Raw genomic sequence first — 15,920 nt, forward strand, 5'->3', positions numbered from 1 at the left:
ACATCGGCGGCCGATCCGCTATGCGAACTGTCTAGGGGGCTATGCATACGACGATAGCTCAGGAGTGCCGCAACTGTCTAGGGGGGTAAACGAAAGCCGTGAGGGAGGTTGTAGGCCAGCAGCGTGGGGTCCGATAAGAATCTCAGATATGGGCGCGAATCTGTCGCACGGGATATCCGAGCGCGGCACCGAGGACCGCTAGTTCCTCGTCGCTGAACCAGTCACGTTGGGGATTCCAGACGGCAATCTCGAAGCGGGCGAAGCCGCAGGGCCAGTCGTATTCCAGGGCATCGAGCGATGAGTCGGCACCACAGCAAGGGGCCTTGACGGCGAGGTTCGCAAAGCCCTCGTCGAATTGGGCTTCTAGGAGATCTTGCCACCATTCGGTGTCGATCGAGGTGCCGCAGTGTGGGCAGCCGATCCTTTCCAGGTTCGCGCCACTGGTGATGACGGCGACGTTGTCGTGCCACGTCACGTCTACTTCGGCATCCATGCCGCCTGGCTCGCCCGAGGCCAGGTCGGCCACGATTGCCGCAGCGCGTTCGGCCGCGTCCCGTGCGGGCTGCCAGTGCGGATCAATCGGAATGATCGACAGGATGTCGTCGCTCACAGACCTACTCGATTCGCCCCTACCTCATCCATGGACCATGACGTTAACCGCTGTTGCGTCGTCGTGGGTCTTGCTGCGTGGCCAGCGTTCGCCGTGGGGGTCGGAATGCTCGGCTTCGCGAACCCTGCGGATTAGTGCACTCGGACCGTCCTGTGTCATGACGTCGAGGAGCTGCCGCCAGGCGATGAGCCGGTAGCGGCTGACGGCGTCGGCCGCTCCGTCGGTCAGCACGGCCGCGGCGTGTACCTGGTTGGTGGGGATGGTGCCAGTGAGGGCTTGGTCGGCGGCGAGAGGGTCGGTAGAGGCGACCCAGAAGCCGCCGTCGCGGTTGCGGTAGGCGCCGAGGGTTTCGACGTACTCGCGGCGGGCTTCGGCATGTTGGGGTGTGCGGCCGGGCAGGCTGTCGAGTCGGGTGCGGTGGGGTGCGGCGACCTGTTCTAGCCGGTCGTCGCAGATCACCATCGGCTCGGGCGCACCCGTATCGAGGATCAGCGTGCTGTCGCCGAGGGCAAGCCAGTCGAGGCGGTCGGCGATCTGGCGGAGCATGATGACGGTGGCGGAGGGGGAGCCGCCGTGGGTCAGGTCGCAGGTGAAGTCGTGTAGTGAGGTGACGTGCTTGATGCCCTGGGCGAGGAGTTCGGGCAGGGGGCCGGCGCTTTGGGTCATCTCGGCGAGCAGGGTGGAGCCGAGGGTGTGGGAGTACCAGCGCACGCTGTGCGAGCAAGCCGAGGTGAAGCCTGGTGGGATGCTGGCGCCGTCGAGGAGGACGACGGCGTCGGCGGTGGCGCCGATGAAGTCTTCGTTGGGCCGGTCGGGGTAGGCGGGTTCGCTGGCGAAGGCGACGCGCATCAGGTGTCCTCGTGCCGGTAGAGCGGGCTGGCCAGTTCCGCTCGCACTGGTTCCCCGGTTTGCGGGTCGTATTCGACGGCGACCACGCAGGAGAAGCGGTGGTCGCCGACCTGTCCCCACAAGGTGGCGATCTCGCTGGAGAGTAGGTGGATGACGCCGAGGGAGCCGTTGGGATGGATGCCGGCGATGGCCAGGAAGTACCCGTTGCCGTCTGGGCGGGGCAACCGGCCGAGGAAGGCCGAGTCGGTCGGCTGCTGTGGGTCGAGCTGGGAGCCGGAGCGGTACTCCTGTCCGGTGCGTGTGTCGACGAGCTTCCAGCCGGTGTCGCTGCGGTCCCAGCGGATGACCGGATCGGCGTCGTACGCCTGCCGCATCGCCTCCGACATGCGGGGGCCGCAGATGACGAGCAGGCCGGGCCGGTTGAGGTCGATCTGCCCGTCGACCGTGACGTTGTCGGTTGCCACGGTCAGGCCGAAGGTCCGCGCGAGGTCTTCCAAGCGCTTACCGGCGCGCATGTCGTCAAGGGCGACCATGGAGCGACCGGTCGCCGCGTCGTGCCGCAGCGGGGTCACCACGGTTACCGACCCGACGCCGAGGAACGCGCCCTCAGGAGCGGGGCCAGTGTGACGAATCTGGTGAATACGCCCCCGGGACAGGCCGGCCTTCTCGGCGATCTGCGCATACGACATGCCCTGGGCGTGAAGCTCTTGGATGACGCGGCGGCGCAGCCGGGCGAGTTCGGTGACTTCTTGCTGGGCGGTGTTGAGTCGTTCGGTGGCGACCCGGAGCAGCAGGTAGGGATCATCGATGGCGGCGATTTTGTCCAGGTCGCTCGGTGGCACGGTTCCTCCTTGGTGGTGCACAGCCGAGTCTAGGGCCCTAGACGAAATGCCGTCTATCCCTCTTGACAGTACGGTTTGGAGTGATTTGCCGGTTGTTGGGTCCACGGCCCGGATCGCTGAGCGCCGGTTGGGGACTCCGCGCGGGCTCACCGGTTCACCGCGCCGTGCCAGTCAACAACGCGGCCCACACCTCGTCGCCTTGATGCAGGCACCAGCGGTGGGTCTCGTGCTCGGTCGTGCCTGCGTCGCTGCGACGGGTGCGGCGCAGGAAGGCGACCCCGCCCGCATGGCACAGCTCATATACCGAGCTGCGGCAGTCGCAGGTCCAGGCGATCACGCGCAGGCGTTCCCCGCCACGTGGGTTCAGCCAAACCAACCGCTTGCAGCTGGCCTGTAGGCGGGGGAGATGTGGGCTGAGGCAGTCCCTCATCGCCGGACGGCCGCCCTCCGCGAGGAGACGATCGGGTCGACCTTGAGCAGCGCCCAGACGGTACGGCCGGTCTCGTCGCCGTACACACCCCAGGAGTCGGCCAGGCAGGAGACCAACAGCAACCCGCGCCCGCCCTCTTCATCCGAGGCCGGCATGACGGTAGGAGCGAAGGGGCCGCCCTCGTCGATGACGCCGAGCCAGACCTGATCAGGTTCGGCTTGGATGCTGACCAAGAAGCGGCCTCCGAACCGGCCGGAGGCGGTGTGCCGGACGGCGTTGGTGGCCAGTTCGCTCACGATCAGCTCGGCCGCTTCCACGATGGTCCACTGGCTGAGGAAGATGGTGATGAAGCGGCGGGCTTCGGTGACGGAGGCGGGAGAGCCGAGGAAGTGCCGGGCCAGGCGCCATGGTGGCATGGGTCACGCTCCGGTTGTATAGGGGGCTATACATGCAGGAGACCCGAGCGTATGACCGATGCTATGAGTATCTCAAGGTATACGACGCATAAATGCGTCACTCCTGGAGCTGCCTGGCCAAGGCCCGGTAGTCCGCCCCGATATGGGCGAGAACATCCCGCAGGTCGTCGCCGTACATGGCCGCAGCAGCGAAGGCCTCGAAGGTCTCTTCATGGGCGTCGATCTCGGCCGACTCCGTCAGCGTGAGATCACCCGTCAGGCTCTCAACTACGCTCACCGTTCCATCGAAGATCGTGAACCCATGTAACGGGAAGGTTGACGCCTCTGTCTTCCAGGGGACGACGCCGAGCCGGACATGAGGCAGCGTGGACACCTGAGCCAAACGGTCGAGCTGCGCCAGCATCAACGACGGCGACCCCGGCCACGTCCGTACCGCACCCTCCGTCAGCACGAAGGCGAACTTCCGGCCCTGCTCGAACAGCACGGCCTGCGCCTCCACCCGGACAGCCGCCGCCTTGGCCGCGTCGTCTTCGTCCACATCCCGGCCCAGCGCCAACGCGAGCCGCGCATACTCCGCCGTCTGCAACAACGGCGGAACCATCGCCGAGGAGAACACCGCCAACCACTGAGCTGAACGAATACGAGCAACGTTCGCCGCCTCCCGGCCGGCCAGCCCACCACGGAGCCGAGACACCTCATCACGTAGCCGCATGAGAAGCGCGTTCAACTCGTGCCGCGCATGCTCGTCAAGGTCGAGAGCGGCGGACACCCGCTCAACCGTCTCGGGCGTCGGCAGTAGACGACCTGTCTCCATCCGCGAGATCGTCGGTTGAGCCACCCCCGCTCGCTGCGCCAGCTCCTTGCCCGTCAGCCCTGCATCCTTGCGCAGCCGACGTAGCAGCTCACCCAGCTCCCGCAACCGATCCCGCCGCTCCTCCACGTGAACGTTCTACCACGAATGACCAGGTCATCCTGAGTCTGGAGGTGATCGAACTAGTTGGCTACCATGCGCGAGCCTCTGGTCTCAAAGCTAAAGGCAGAGTTGGCTCGCGTCCTCCTAGGAACAATCTGTCGCTCCAAGAACCCCTATCCTCTTCTTGGTACCTATGCAACGAAACGCCGGACACGGGCCGGATGACGAGCTAAGCTGAGAAGTTAGAGTTTTCCCGAACTGTAATGAGAGGTCCCATGGATGCAGAAATAGCGACCTTGGCTATGTCTGGCGCAGGTACGATAGTCGGTCTTATGGCGACGGATGCCTGGAGCGCCTTCAAAGCAAGAATTGCATCACTCTATGCCACCTACAAGCCGAGCTCTAAAGAGCTCGTCGAGCTGGAGTTAGAAGAGTCGCGAGTCGAACTCGCTTCGGCGCAGGATACTTCAGACTCTGAGACTGAAAGAGAACTTCGCCTCCAGTGGCAAGGAAAACTGCGGAGATTTCTAGTGGCGAACCCTGATGCTTTGGCTGCCTTCCGAGAGATCGTGGAGGAATTTGCCGCAGAACTACCCGATAGTTCGAGGCCACGTATTGGCAGAATCGAGATGCATGGTGAAGCATCAAGCGGGGGTCGCGTTTATCAGCAAGGACAGGGAACTCAATATAACAAATGATTTCAGATAGCGGAGAGTTTGCACAGCAGTCGGACGAGCTCACTCTACGTGCCCGCTCCACGCATCATGGTCGCGTCTATCAACAGGGGCGCGGCAACCAGTTTGTCGTGGAAAAGGCATACTTCGGCACCGCGCAGAGTCCAGACGATGCGAGAAGCGCAGAGTTCATATGGCCAAAAGTTAGAGACCTAACTCCTCTGCAGTTGGGCGTTCACAGAGCGTCACTGGATGCGGGTAATGCAGTACCGGAATACATAGAGAGAGATTTCGAGTACCAGCTCCGGAGTTATCTGGCAAAGGCGATCGAAGACGGCGGCATGGTCCTAGTGGTCGGTGACTCAACCACGGGGAAGTCTCGTAGCGCGTACGAGGCCATGAACATGATGGCACCAGATCATAGGCTATTCGCGCCGAGCACTGCAGTTGAGTTTCGAGGATCCTTGATGTCTGTTGTCAGTTCGGGTGATCCTTTTATAATCTGGCTCGATAATTTAGAGCGCTTTGTAGGGCCGGAAGGCTTGACGTCGAGTATCTTTTCTCGCCTCCAAGCAAACGGGATCACCATACTGAGCACTATAAGAAGTGAGCGCTATCGAAAGTTAACACAAGTACCCGATGATGGTTGGGCCATAGATGCCAGCGGTCGGCTGCACGATCACACGGCGATTGTTGAGGCGCAGTTCCTAGAGCAAGTAGATCCCATCATCATCCCCCGACTCTGGACAATCGCTGAGATAGAGCGGGCCAAGTCGTCACTAGATGAACGGGTAAGGGACGCTCTGGAGCATAAAGGTTCTTATGGGATCGCTGAGTACCTTGCTGCAGGTCCTAAGCTTTTAACTGAATGGCGCTTAGCGTGGGCGGTCGAAGGAAACCCTCGCGGGGCTGCGATGGTAGCTGCTGCTATTGATCTGGGTCGCGCTGGGTTGGATAAGGCAGTCCCAGAAAAATTAATAGAAGTAACGCATGAAGTCTATCTACGGGATGAAGGTGGGCATTTACTTCGCCCGGAATCCTTCACTCAGGGACTAGCCTGGGCCCTGACTCGTCGTTATGGCGTGACTAGTATCTTCATGCCTACAGCCAGCGGCAACAAGGCCTATCACGTTTTTGATTATCTGCAAGACTTCGTAGCAAGGGATCCGAAAGCTCACAGTGTGCCTTCTCATATATGGGAAGCGGTCCTGTCGTATCAGGAAATTTCCGCTAGTGACCTATTTGAAGTTGGTTACGCTGCGATCTCGCAATCCAATGAAGCTGTCGCAGAGAGAGCATGGAAGCAGCTTTCTGACGGTGGAGATTCATTCGCTATGCGGGCGCTTGGGCGCCTCTATGTTCGACAGGGGCGGGAAGCGGAAGCTATTCAATTGCTGAGGCAAGCTGCCGAAGTCGGGAATAATGATGCAGCGGTTGACCTCGGTGTACAGCTGCAGATGCACGGGAAGATCAGAGAAGCAGAGTTCCTTTTTAAAAAGGCGGCGAAGGCTGGTGATAGCCATGCAGCCTTCCACCTCGCCGAGTTGCTACAAATGGCAGGCCGTAACGCCGAGGCGAAAACTTGGCTAGCTCAAGCCGCTGCAGAGGACAGAGACCTGACTGATCTTGAGATCGCTTTAAACGAGGTTAGAAATCCAATAGAAACAGAAAGGCGACTAAAAAGAGAAATTGCCGAAGGTGATCTTGGTCAGTTAGTCTATCTCGGCATCTTCTACGCATATGCCAATCGCAATACAGAGGCCGAAGAAGCCTGGCGTGAAGCTTTCGCAGCAGGGCATGTCGTTGCGGCAAACAATCTGGGACTATTTTTCGCGCGGCAGAATAAATGGCCCCAAGCGCAGGAGTTTTGGCGATTAGCTGCTGAACAAGGTAGCTCATCTGCTTCCTCGCGACTAGCAGGCCTGCTGGCGGGTCAAGGACATATCGATGAAGCTAAAGTGTTGTGGGAGCAGGCTGCAGCTGGAAATTCCCCGACCGCATTCTATCACTTAGGTGTATTGGCGAACGGCAGAGGCAATTTAGAGGAAGCTGAAAGTTGGTGGAGGAAAGGGATTGACGCTGGGAATAAAGAGTCGGCAACTGCGCTTGGTGAAACCCTAATCCAGGGAAATCGATTTGCGGAAGCACGGTCGTCCCTAGAGGTCGCGGCGGAAGCTAACGATCCTATAGCCATGTGCAGTCTCGGTAAGTTGTTGTATACGCTTGGCGAGCTCGATTCATATCAATTATGGCTGCGGCGTGCTATTGATCACGGGCACGCGCATGCGGCCTGCTTTCTTGCGTCCACGCTGGAAGATCGCCATATGTACGATGAAGTTGAAGACTTATATATCAAAGCATTTGAAGCTGGGCACCGGCATGCTGCAGAAATGTTGGAGCTTTTTTATGCGAAATCAGGTCAGGGGAGAAAAGCGGCGTATTGGCACAGGATTGTCAAGGAACGTAGAACTGCTCAGGCCGGAGGGAGTTACAAACAGGCCTCCCGTGACAAGCAGAAGAAGCGAAGGCGGCGGAAGTAGTGCCTTGCTTCCTATGCAGCGATGAGACCATGTCTGTGCATTGCCGAATTGCCCCTATGAAAGTCAAGGCGGCGGCGCTGCGCGCCGCCTCGCGGGCCGTCGCTCGCTCGCCGGCCGGGCGTGCGGCCTGGGGGCCGGTCCCGACCGGCGGCAGCTCCGGCCGCTCGTGACAAGCGCCCACTTGGCCCACACACTGAGGGCGTGGTCGCCCGAGAACAGTACGAACGCCTGGCCTGCCATCTCCAACAAGACGGACGCGAGCACGTCGAAATGACCTTCGCCCAGGTCGCTCGCCTGATCGGCGAGGAGCTACCTGCCAGCGCCTACAAGTACTCAGCCTGGTGGGCCAGCGACCCCAAGCACACACAGGCCGTATGGCTCGATGTCGGCTACCTGGCGAGGCCCGACCTCTCAGTAAGACAGGTGTCATTCATCCGCGGCTGACCAAGACATGCCTCCGGCAGGGGCCTCCGGCTCCGGGATGGCGTCGAGCTGGAGAGCGCGGCCGCAGATGGCTGAGGTGGGAGCCGCGCATCCCTTCTGCCATCGACCCAGGCAAGCCCAGCAGGCCGGCTCCTCCGGCTCAAGCCCGTCTGTGACTCTCGGCGTCCAATGGCCGAGGAACGGCGACGGGCTAAGGTACACGCAAAGACGGGCTTGCCCCTCCCTCGCCGACCCGCTACCGCTTCGCGGTGGGTCGACGGCATACGGGATGCGCGGAGGGCCAGGCGCGCGCGTCCGCGCAGGTCACGAGCCCCGCTCTAGTTGCAGTTTTAGTTGCAGTTCCCCGCCGTCCCGGGCCGTTCCAGGAGGACCGCCGGGCGATGTTGGTCCAGGTGGAACGGATCGGGACGGCCGAGAGCCGAGCTGCTAATGCGGTTTGGGTCTACAGCCCATCCGGGGTTCAAATCCCCGAGCCTCCGCCCAGTGACCAGGGAGTTCGCGAGATATCGCGGACTCCCTTCGTCGTTCCAGGAATCACGTTCTGCCTCCTGATGGCACAGTGCTGGCACATGCGGTCAGGCTCGGTTCCTGCGCGGCACCAACGCGGCGATCGCCACGGCCGCCTGCTCGGCAAGCTCCTCGGCAACCGAGGTGTAGACATTAGATGCGAACGCGGCCGTCGCGTGACCGAGGATCTCTGAGATGATCTTGATGGGCATGCAGGCCGCCAGGAGCATCGTGGCCGCGCCGTGCCGAAGGTCGTGGAAGCGCACGGGCGGCAGGCTGGCCCGGGCACACAGCGCGAGAAACCGCTCCGACACCCATTCGGGCCGCAACGGCTCGCCGTTGTCCCGGGTGAACACGCGCCCGGAGTCCATCCAGGCCTCCTTTTAGCCGCACGTGCCGGCCGCACGCTCCTCGCGGACGATTTGGTCCACGCTCTTGGTCTGGTACTCCTGCTGCTGGTCCGCAGGCGGCAGATACCGCCAGGCGCCGCGCTCGTACAGGAAGTCGAACACGAACGTCGCGATGCTCCTGGCGGCCGTGACCTTCGCATGGTTGCCGGTCACCGATACCGCCGAGATCGTGAAGCGCAGACCCTCGGCCACGTTCGGGCAGAGCTTGAACCGCCGGACGTAGTCGCGGCGGGAGACCAGCCGCTGCGCGCCGCTCGTCCACCGATCCCAGAACGGGCCGTACTGGCCGGTGGTGTACAGGTCGAACGCTTTCTGCGCGGCCGCCCGGGCGCCGCCCCGCGTCTTCGGCTGCACCGGGCGCCGGCTGGGTGCCGATGTCGGCCGGGCCGCCGGGGCACTGGCGGCCGCGGCCGCCGGCGTCGTCGCGGTCCCGCTGGGTTTCATGACGAGGAGCACGCCGAGTACCACGGCGACCAGCACCGCGACGATTGCCACGACGACGGCGATCACCGCGACCGAACGCTCGCTACTGCGGCCTCGCCGTCGCTGGGCAGGCCGCTCGTCGTACAGGGGCGGGTGAGACACGGCATCTCCAGGGGCGTGGGGGGCTCATGAGAGACGCGCGATGGCCCAGCGGCGGTTACCTCGTGGCCGGATGCGGACGCCGCTGTACGGCATTTGGATCATTTTCGGGACTTCCCAAAAAGTGGCCCTGAGCTGCGGTGTCGCGCGTGGGGTGTCGTATAGCGCCACAGCAGGATGCCCGCCCCCGGGCCGCCTTCCGATCGCGATTCCTTCACTCCGCAGCGGATCACGATGATCCCTCCTTCGGGTATTTCGCGACGAGACGCCGTGCGGTGGAGCCCAGAGGCGGCGGGGCGACACGGTCAGCCGCGCGGGTACGCCGCCTGGGCGGAGGGTACGCGGGGCTGGGCTGCGCGGCGGGCGGCTGCGGCGGGGTTCGGGTCAAGCTCCCAGATCTGAGCGACCTGGTCCTCGTCGAACAGGTACCGCTCAGCGACGTAGTGGCTGGGCCATACACCGGCGGGGGGTCGTTCTTGCGCGCGGTCCCGGGGCGAGCAGCGCACCAGCTTGGCCAGCTCAGCGCAGGTGATCATCGGAGCGCGGGAAGCCGACCGTCTACCCACGTCTTCGACCGCTTGCACCAACTGGGCGACCAGCTCGAGGATCTCCTCGCTCTCTGCCACGGCGATCTTCCACAACCTTGGCTTGCGCCTTCCGGTCACGTGGGGCCCGGGCCGCGAAGTTGCCGAAGCCGGTAGTGGGTGCGGCCTGTGCCGAGGAATGCCGGCGCTAGCTGGACCACCTCGACGAGGTCGGCAAGGTCCACATGCGCGGCCACCTCACGCACGGTGCGGCAGTTGGCGATGTGGTAGCCGAGGTGCCGGACCCGGAGCAGTTGCCGGCCGCCGAGCACGACGGCGTCGACCTCCCACCCGCCGACCCCGACCCACCGTGACATGACGGCAGGATAGGAAACGGCAGGTCAAGGGCTGGAAAATTGCCGTGGCCCCGTCCCCTCGCGGAGGGGCGGGGCTTCGCCTACCATCTCGCCGGTCAGGCCGCCTTCATTACAGGGGCCAGCGACCGAAGCGTCATGGCATGAATGCCAACGGCGTCGGCGATCTTCTGTCTGAGATGTGGGACCCGTACCGCAGCGAAAGGAGCTTGCGGACCAAAATCGGCTCCTCGTGGCCGACCCGCACTGGTTCATTCTTCTTCCAGCCGCGGGCAGACAACTGCTTGTGGTAGCCCCGCAGCCGGTCGACCGACCGCCAGTGGAGCAGGACCTGCCACTCCTGGCCGGTACGCGCCCACGCCTGCACGGTGGCATGCGCCCACGTGCCGTCGTCCATGAGCACCTCGACCGCGCGGGGCGGGTGCACGCTGATCGGCGTGTTCATGGCGGGCGGTGACGTCGGCCAGCATCGGCGGGCGGTCACGATGTCGGCGGGAGCACATCTCAGATGCGAGGATCACCCGCCCAGTATCGAACGCCCGTGCGAGGAATGGGATGGCGTCCCACCTTGAGCCTGGGGGCAGACCAGACCAGTCTCTCGCGCCGTCGCTTGAGCTCTTAGATGCTTGCCGCGGCGTGGGGCGATCGTGGCTCGAATAGTCGTGGATGATGATGCGATTCCCCAGACATGAGAGGAGTCAACGACTATTTTGCCCATATGGATAAGGACAACGAGGACAACGTTCCAGGAAAGCGGAATGCAGGGCAACGGACCACTGTTATTGCTGCCGCGATTTCTGGTGCGGCGACGATAATCACCGCGCTAATCACGGTCATGGTTGCCTGGATTAACCAAAACTCCACCATGTTGCCGTCGTCGCCGACCGCTTCGTCCACTATATCTGTCACCCCCAGCCCATCGACTAGCACCTCGCCTTCGGCTCGTCCGGGGGCCGTCGTCACTGTTACCGAGACGCTCGGCCCTCCTGTGCAAGTGGTTTTTCCCTCGTCTATCGCAATCGCCGTCGATAGCAAAGGAGACGAAGGCGGTAACGGTGGCGCTGCCATAATCACCGCTGCGGGCGGCTTCTTGGTTGGCATCGGAACTGTCGTTACGGGGTACGCATCCTGGCTTGCATCACGCCGGAGGCGTCAAAGTCGCCCTCCGCGGCGTAGTTGATCTCCCACCAGAGCAACTGCCACCCGCACGTTTGGCCATGCGTCGTATCGTGGCCACCGCAACTGTGACGTCCTGCTGAGGCAGTCGGTCATGAACGACGTCGACTTGCGGCTGCGTCGTCGGCTGGCCCAAGAGTACGGCTCCGACCTGGCCACGATCCGACTGCTACTGCGGTTTGGGTCGACAGCCCATCCGGGGTTCAAAGCCCCGAGCCTCCGCACGTCAAAGGCCCTCTCCCGCCGTCGGGACGAGGGCCTTTTGATCTTCTTTGCCGAGCGAGAGCGGATCGGCACACGAAGCGCGTACGACAGGAGACGTAGTCGCGGGACCGCCTAAGAGGCGACGCGGAATGACCCGGAAGCCGAAAGTCTGGCCGCATGCGTATAAGACCGCTGTGGCTTGTCCTCGCCGCCGTGATGGTTCCGCTGGGCGGAGGCGTGGCCCACGCACGGGTGGCCGGGGATCAGGATCTGGCCCTCGTACGAACAGCCCAGGGCGCCGTGCACGGTCTTGCCGGCTCCGACCACCGGACCTTCTCTGGGATCCCGTACGCGGCGCCGCCTACCGGTGATCGGCGATGGAGGGCACCAGGCCCCGCGCCGACATGGGCAGGCGTGCGTGACGCCACCGAACCCGGCAGCCCCTGCCCCCAGCTCGACGGAGGCGGCCCTGATCGGCCACCGCAGCCGCTCGGCGATGAGGACTGCCTGTTCCTCAACGTCACTACGCCTGCCTCCCAGCCGGCCGAGCGGCTTCCCGTCATGGTCTGGATCCACGGCGGCGGGTTCGTGGCGGGCGCGGGCAGCGAGTACGACCTGAGCCGGATGGCCACCCAGGGGAGGGTCGTCACGGTGACACTCAACTACCGGCTGGGAGCCCTGGGCTACCTGGACCATCCGGCCATGGGCGACCCGTACGAGGGCAACTACGCGCTCGCCGACCAGCAGGCGGCACTGCGCTGGGTGCGGCGCAACATCGCGGCCTTCGGCGGCGACCCCGCCAACGTGACGATCTTCGGTCAATCGGCCGGCGGTTTCAGCGTGTGCGCCCACCTGGCAGCGCCTGGATCGCGCGGCCTGTTCCAGAAGGCGATCGTGGAGAGCGGTCCCTGCGGCAACGCCTTCGTCACCCGGGCGGTGGCGCGGGCGCGGGCCACGAAGATCGCCGCCGACCTCGGGTGCGCCACCCGGACGGCGGCGTGCCTGCGGGCCAAGCCCGTGGCCGAACTGCTTCCCATCGGCTCCGATCAGGTCTTCACCGCGACCGCCCGCATCGGGGACATGCCCTGGATCTTCACGGCGGGCACGCCCGCGCTGCCGGCACAGCCGCTGGAGGCGTTGCGCCGCGGCCTGGCCGCGCCGGTCCCTCTCCTCCAGGGCGCTACCCATGACGAGATGCGGCCCTTCGTGGCGGTGCAGTTCGACGCGCAGGGCCGACCCGTGACGGCACAGCAGTATCCGGAGATTCTCGCCCACCTCTTCGGGGACGACACCGAAGCCGTGCTCGATCGTTATCCGGTCGCCGGCTTCCCCACACCGAGCCTCGCACTGGCCACCGTACTGACTGACTGGGGCGCGAAACTGGGCGCCTGCTCGCAGCTTCCGGCGGACGACGCGGCGGCCCGGCGTGCCCCCGTCTATGCCTTCGAGTTCGCCGAGAGCTCGGGGCAGGGGATCGTCGGCTTGCCGCTCGGTGCCGGGCACGCGGCCGAGTTGCCGTACCTCATGGAGGGCCCTGGCTCGTCGCCGGCGCTCTCTCCCGCGCAGGAGAGGCTGTCGCGCGACATGATCGCTTACTGGACGCGTTTCGCCGCGACCGGCGATCCCAACCTGCCTGGGCTGCCCCGCTGGGCGGCCTATCACCCCGGCGGTACGGTCCTCTCGCTCGCGTCCGGTCCACAGAATGTGCATCCGGTGAGCTTCGTGAGCAGTCACAACTGCGCCTTCTGGCGCCGCCTGCAGCCCGTGCCGTGACCGACCAGGAAGGACCTCCAGTGAACAGCACCGCCGACCAACGGTTTCCGGAGCGTGCGGGAGGTCGGCCGGCAGGCAGGCGTGAGCCCCGTGGCCGGCCCAGGGCGCGGCTGTCACCGCCTTGGCGCAAGGCCCTGCGGATCGTGCATGTGGTCGCCTCGCTGGGGCTGCTGGGTGCCGACGCCGCTGTGCTCGCTCTGGCCGTCGCTGGGTGGCAGGGGTCGAACCCGCTGACCGTCTATCCGGCCGGATACATGCTCGGCGAGTTCCTCGTGCTGCCCCTGGCGCTGCTTGCCCTCTTCACCGGCATCGCCTTGGGCTTGCTCACCCCGTGGGGACTGCTGCGCTACTGGTGGGTGCTCATCTCGCTGGTCTTCACCGCAGGCGGCACGCTGCTGGCCGTGTTCGTTCTCGTGCCCACGCTCTCCGCAGCCGCCGGCGTGGCACTGGCCGGGGGAGTTCCCGCGGATACGTACGGGCTGGTCAAGGACTCCGGGGGAGCATCCGGGGTGCTGCTCGTGACCATCCTGCTCAGCTACTACAAGCCCTTCGGCCGGACGATGCCGTCGTCCCGGCGTCGCGGCGGGCAGGAGCGGTGAGAGATCGCACCCCAGGCTGCTTGTCGAGGTGTCGATAGACGGGTGAGTCGAATTCGTCGACTGACGTGCGCCGGCAGCCGGGAGACGCAGGTCACATGCACCCGTGTCACAGGAGGCCGGGCTGCCTCGTCTCAGGAGGTGTAGCCACCGACGACCACAGAGGAGCACGCCATGGACGCGCGACTGGACTACTTCGCCGACCCGACCGCCGGCAGGATTCTCAAGCACTTCATGTCAGCGGGCAAGGCGCTCAAGGACTCGCCGCTGCCGACCGCCACACAGGAGCTGGTGGCGCTTCGCGTAAGTCAGATCAACGGCTGCGCCGTCTGCATCGACATGCACACCAAAGAGGCCGCCGCTGCCGGCGAGACCTCGGTCCGACTGAACCTGGTCGCGGCGTGGCGGGAAGCCACGGTCTTCACCGAGGCCGAGCGTGCCGCGCTGGAGCTGGCGGAAAAGGGCACCCGGGTCGCGGATGCCGCCGACGGGGTCAGCGACGAGGTGTGGGCGTACGCCGCCAAGCACTACGACAAGGAGCAACTTACCGCCCTGGTCATCCTGATCTCCCTCATGAACACGGTTAACCGGCTGAACATCATCACCCGGCAGCCGGCCGGCGACTACGAGCCCGGGCAGTTCCACTGAACGGCATCAGCCACCGGCTCGGAGTCCGGCTGCGGGCTCCGGGCCCCCGGGCTCGGGGGCGTTGCTCCGGCCTGCTTGTGGCCGGAATCTTCAACAGAAGCTGCCCGCGCCAGTGAGTACGGCCGGGGCTTCAAAGGGAGGGGACCGCGCGTGAGCAAGGTCGAAGAGTTCGAGGAGCTGCGGCCGCTGCTGTTCTCGATCGCCTATCGGATTCTGGGCAGTGTGAGTGAGGCCGAGGACGCGGTGCAGGAGACATGGCTGCGCTTTGACGGCTCGGCGACCCGGCCCACGTCGACCAAGGCTCTTCTGTCCGCCGCGGTGACGCGGATCTCCATCGATGTGCTGCGTTCCGCACGGGTGCGGCGGGAGGAGTACGTGGGCCCGTGGTTTCCCGAGCCGCTGCTGAGCGATCCGTATCAGGATCCGGCGCGGTCGGTGGAGCTGGCCGACTCCGTGTCGATGGCGGCGCTGCTGCTGCTGGAGCGGCTCAGCCCGCTGGAGCGGGCGGTGTTCGTACTGCGGGAGGTGTTCGGCTTCGGGTTCGACGAGGTGGCCGCGGCGGTGGGGCGGTCCGAGGCGGCGTGCCGGCAGCTGCTGGTTCGGGCACGGCGGCATATGGAGTCCGGGCGGCCGCGCTTCGAAGCGGTCCGCAAAGAGCGGGAGGAACTGGCGTCGCGGTTCTTCGGCGCCCTCCGCGAAGGCGACGTGGCCGCTCTGCAGGAGCTGCTCGCCGCCGACGTGTCGATGGTCGGCGACGGTGGCGGCAAGGCTCCGCAGCTGGCCAAGGCCGTCGTCGGCGCCGGCAATGTGGCCCGGCTGCTTGCCTCGGTCTTCCTCCAGATGGCCCGGATCGACGTGACGTTCGAGCCGCACGATGTCAACGGCCAGCCGGGCGCGATCTTCCGCGACCGGGACGGCAAGGTGCTCAACACCCTGGCGCTCGATGTGCTCGACGGGCAGATCCAGACGATCCGCTCGGTGATCAACCCCGACAAGCTCGGGCACGTGGGCCCAGTAGCGGACGCCTGGGCAATCGACCGCGAAGTAAGGCAGGCACGCCGGTCCACGGAGTAACCGCACCCCGGTCCGAGACTTCGTTCCTCGGCTCCGGCCCACCGGGTGACCCGCATGGAGAGCCGGCGATTGACGCCGACCCGCTGCTCGGGGGCGACCCGCGGTGCGAACGCGGCTGAACGCGACCCGGACATGTCGGCCCATGACGTGTGTCGCGAAGGCCGATTCCCGCCAGTGCTCGGAGCGTAGAGAGCGGAAGCATGGCTGCCCTATGGCGGGCGGGCCGGCGACTCCGGACCTCCGATCGGAAGGTCTGTCCTCCCCGAGTGGCGAATGGGGGAGTTCGATGCGGCCGCGGTTGCCCGTTGGCGGACGAGGTGGACGAGGTGGACGG

19 protein-coding genes are annotated in these 15,920 nt (G+C 64.8%); 7 read left to right on the plus strand and 12 right to left on the minus strand.

Annotation, left to right across the window (positions count from 1 at the left end; genetic code table 11):
* Positions 1-142: 142 nt before the first annotated feature.
* The 6 genes from AB0B72_RS25525 to AB0B72_RS25550 all read right to left on the minus strand — a co-directional run bounded on the left by AB0B72_RS25525 (position 143) and on the right by AB0B72_RS25550 (position 4,087).
* Entirely contained in the window at positions 143-610 is a 468-nt protein-coding gene (locus tag AB0B72_RS25525) for a hypothetical protein (RefSeq protein ID WP_367741458.1), read from the minus strand.
* A 24-nt stretch (positions 611-634) separates the two neighbouring features.
* The gene (locus AB0B72_RS25530) at positions 635-1,459 is read right to left on the minus strand and encodes an integrase (protein ID WP_367741459.1); all 825 of its coding nucleotides are present in this window, start codon (positions 1,457-1,459) and stop codon (positions 635-637) included.
* A complete protein-coding gene (locus AB0B72_RS25535) occupies positions 1,459-2,301 on the minus strand; it encodes a sigma factor-like helix-turn-helix DNA-binding protein (protein ID WP_367741460.1) in 843 nt (280 codons plus the stop codon). The genes AB0B72_RS25530 and AB0B72_RS25535 overlap by 1 nt, the downstream gene beginning before the upstream one ends.
* 154 nt (positions 2,302-2,455) lie before the next feature.
* The gene (locus AB0B72_RS25540; protein WP_367741461.1) at positions 2,456-2,638 is read right to left on the minus strand and encodes a hypothetical protein; all 183 of its coding nucleotides are present in this window, start codon (positions 2,636-2,638) and stop codon (positions 2,456-2,458) included.
* A gap of 89 nt (positions 2,639-2,727) precedes the next feature.
* Complete coding sequence (locus AB0B72_RS25545; protein ID WP_367741462.1) at positions 2,728-3,147, minus strand: ATP-binding protein; 420 nt, start codon at positions 3,145-3,147, stop codon at positions 2,728-2,730.
* Positions 3,148-3,244: 97 nt separating this feature from the next.
* The gene (locus AB0B72_RS25550) at positions 3,245-4,087 is read right to left on the minus strand and encodes a Scr1 family TA system antitoxin-like transcriptional regulator (RefSeq protein ID WP_367741463.1); all 843 of its coding nucleotides are present in this window, start codon (positions 4,085-4,087) and stop codon (positions 3,245-3,247) included.
* A gap of 248 nt (positions 4,088-4,335) precedes the next feature.
* On the opposite strand from AB0B72_RS25550, the gene AB0B72_RS25555 reads away from it, so the two are divergent.
* The 3 genes from AB0B72_RS25555 (at position 4,336) to AB0B72_RS25565 (ending at position 7,718) form a co-directional block, all read left to right on the plus strand.
* Positions 4,336-4,758, plus strand: coding sequence for a hypothetical protein (locus tag AB0B72_RS25555; RefSeq protein WP_367741464.1), 423 nt, complete (start codon positions 4,336-4,338; stop codon positions 4,756-4,758).
* Positions 4,755-7,274 carry a tetratricopeptide repeat protein gene (locus tag AB0B72_RS25560; protein ID WP_367741465.1) on the plus strand — a complete coding sequence of 840 codons (2,520 nt, stop codon included), beginning with the start codon at positions 4,755-4,757 and terminating at the stop codon, positions 7,272-7,274. Before AB0B72_RS25555 ends, AB0B72_RS25560 begins: the two co-directional genes overlap by 4 nt.
* Before the next feature lie 201 nt (positions 7,275-7,475).
* Complete coding sequence (locus AB0B72_RS25565) at positions 7,476-7,718, plus strand: hypothetical protein (protein ID WP_367741466.1); 243 nt, start codon at positions 7,476-7,478, stop codon at positions 7,716-7,718.
* Between the two features lie 575 nt (positions 7,719-8,293).
* Here AB0B72_RS25565 and AB0B72_RS25570 read toward each other — a convergent pair.
* The 6 genes from AB0B72_RS25570 to AB0B72_RS25595 all read right to left on the minus strand — a co-directional run bounded on the left by AB0B72_RS25570 (position 8,294) and on the right by AB0B72_RS25595 (position 11,012).
* Positions 8,294-8,596, minus strand: coding sequence for a tyrosine-type recombinase/integrase (locus AB0B72_RS25570; protein WP_367741467.1), 303 nt, complete (start codon positions 8,594-8,596; stop codon positions 8,294-8,296).
* Positions 8,597-8,608: 12 nt separating this feature from the next.
* The gene (locus AB0B72_RS25575) at positions 8,609-9,220 is read right to left on the minus strand and encodes a hypothetical protein (protein ID WP_367741468.1); all 612 of its coding nucleotides are present in this window, start codon (positions 9,218-9,220) and stop codon (positions 8,609-8,611) included.
* Positions 9,221-9,522: 302 nt separating this feature from the next.
* Positions 9,523-9,843 carry a hypothetical protein gene (locus AB0B72_RS25580; RefSeq protein ID WP_367741469.1) on the minus strand — a complete coding sequence of 107 codons (321 nt, stop codon included), beginning with the start codon at positions 9,841-9,843 and terminating at the stop codon, positions 9,523-9,525.
* 35 nt (positions 9,844-9,878) lie between these two features.
* Positions 9,879-10,118 carry a hypothetical protein gene (locus AB0B72_RS25585; RefSeq protein ID WP_367741471.1) on the minus strand — a complete coding sequence of 80 codons (240 nt, stop codon included), beginning with the start codon at positions 10,116-10,118 and terminating at the stop codon, positions 9,879-9,881.
* Positions 10,119-10,251: 133 nt separating this feature from the next.
* Complete coding sequence (locus AB0B72_RS25590) at positions 10,252-10,560, minus strand: hypothetical protein (protein ID WP_367741472.1); 309 nt, start codon at positions 10,558-10,560, stop codon at positions 10,252-10,254.
* Between the two features lie 260 nt (positions 10,561-10,820).
* Entirely contained in the window at positions 10,821-11,012 is a 192-nt protein-coding gene (locus tag AB0B72_RS25595) for a hypothetical protein (RefSeq protein ID WP_367741473.1), read from the minus strand.
* 699 nt (positions 11,013-11,711) lie between these two features.
* On the opposite strand from AB0B72_RS25595, the gene AB0B72_RS25600 reads away from it, so the two are divergent.
* The 4 genes from AB0B72_RS25600 to AB0B72_RS25615 all read left to right on the plus strand — a co-directional run bounded on the left by AB0B72_RS25600 (position 11,712) and on the right by AB0B72_RS25615 (position 15,586).
* Positions 11,712-13,268 (plus strand): carboxylesterase/lipase family protein, encoded by a 1,557-nt coding sequence (locus AB0B72_RS25600; protein ID WP_367741545.1) that lies wholly within the window; start codon positions 11,712-11,714, stop codon positions 13,266-13,268.
* A gap of 20 nt (positions 13,269-13,288) precedes the next feature.
* Positions 13,289-13,867: a hypothetical protein gene (locus AB0B72_RS25605; protein ID WP_367741474.1), complete on the plus strand. Its 579-nt coding sequence runs from the start codon at positions 13,289-13,291 to the stop codon at positions 13,865-13,867.
* A 171-nt stretch (positions 13,868-14,038) separates the two neighbouring features.
* Positions 14,039-14,512 carry a carboxymuconolactone decarboxylase family protein gene (locus AB0B72_RS25610; RefSeq protein ID WP_367741475.1) on the plus strand — a complete coding sequence of 158 codons (474 nt, stop codon included), beginning with the start codon at positions 14,039-14,041 and terminating at the stop codon, positions 14,510-14,512.
* 150 nt (positions 14,513-14,662) lie between these two features.
* Positions 14,663-15,586, plus strand: a complete 924-nt coding sequence (locus AB0B72_RS25615; RefSeq protein ID WP_367741476.1) for an RNA polymerase sigma-70 factor — start codon at positions 14,663-14,665, stop codon at positions 15,584-15,586.
* The last annotated feature ends 334 nt before the right edge of the window (positions 15,587-15,920 follow it).

It is taken from the genome of Microbispora sp. NPDC049125 (assembly GCF_040802045.1).
Lineage (GTDB): Bacteria > Actinomycetota > Actinomycetes > Streptosporangiales > Streptosporangiaceae > Microbispora.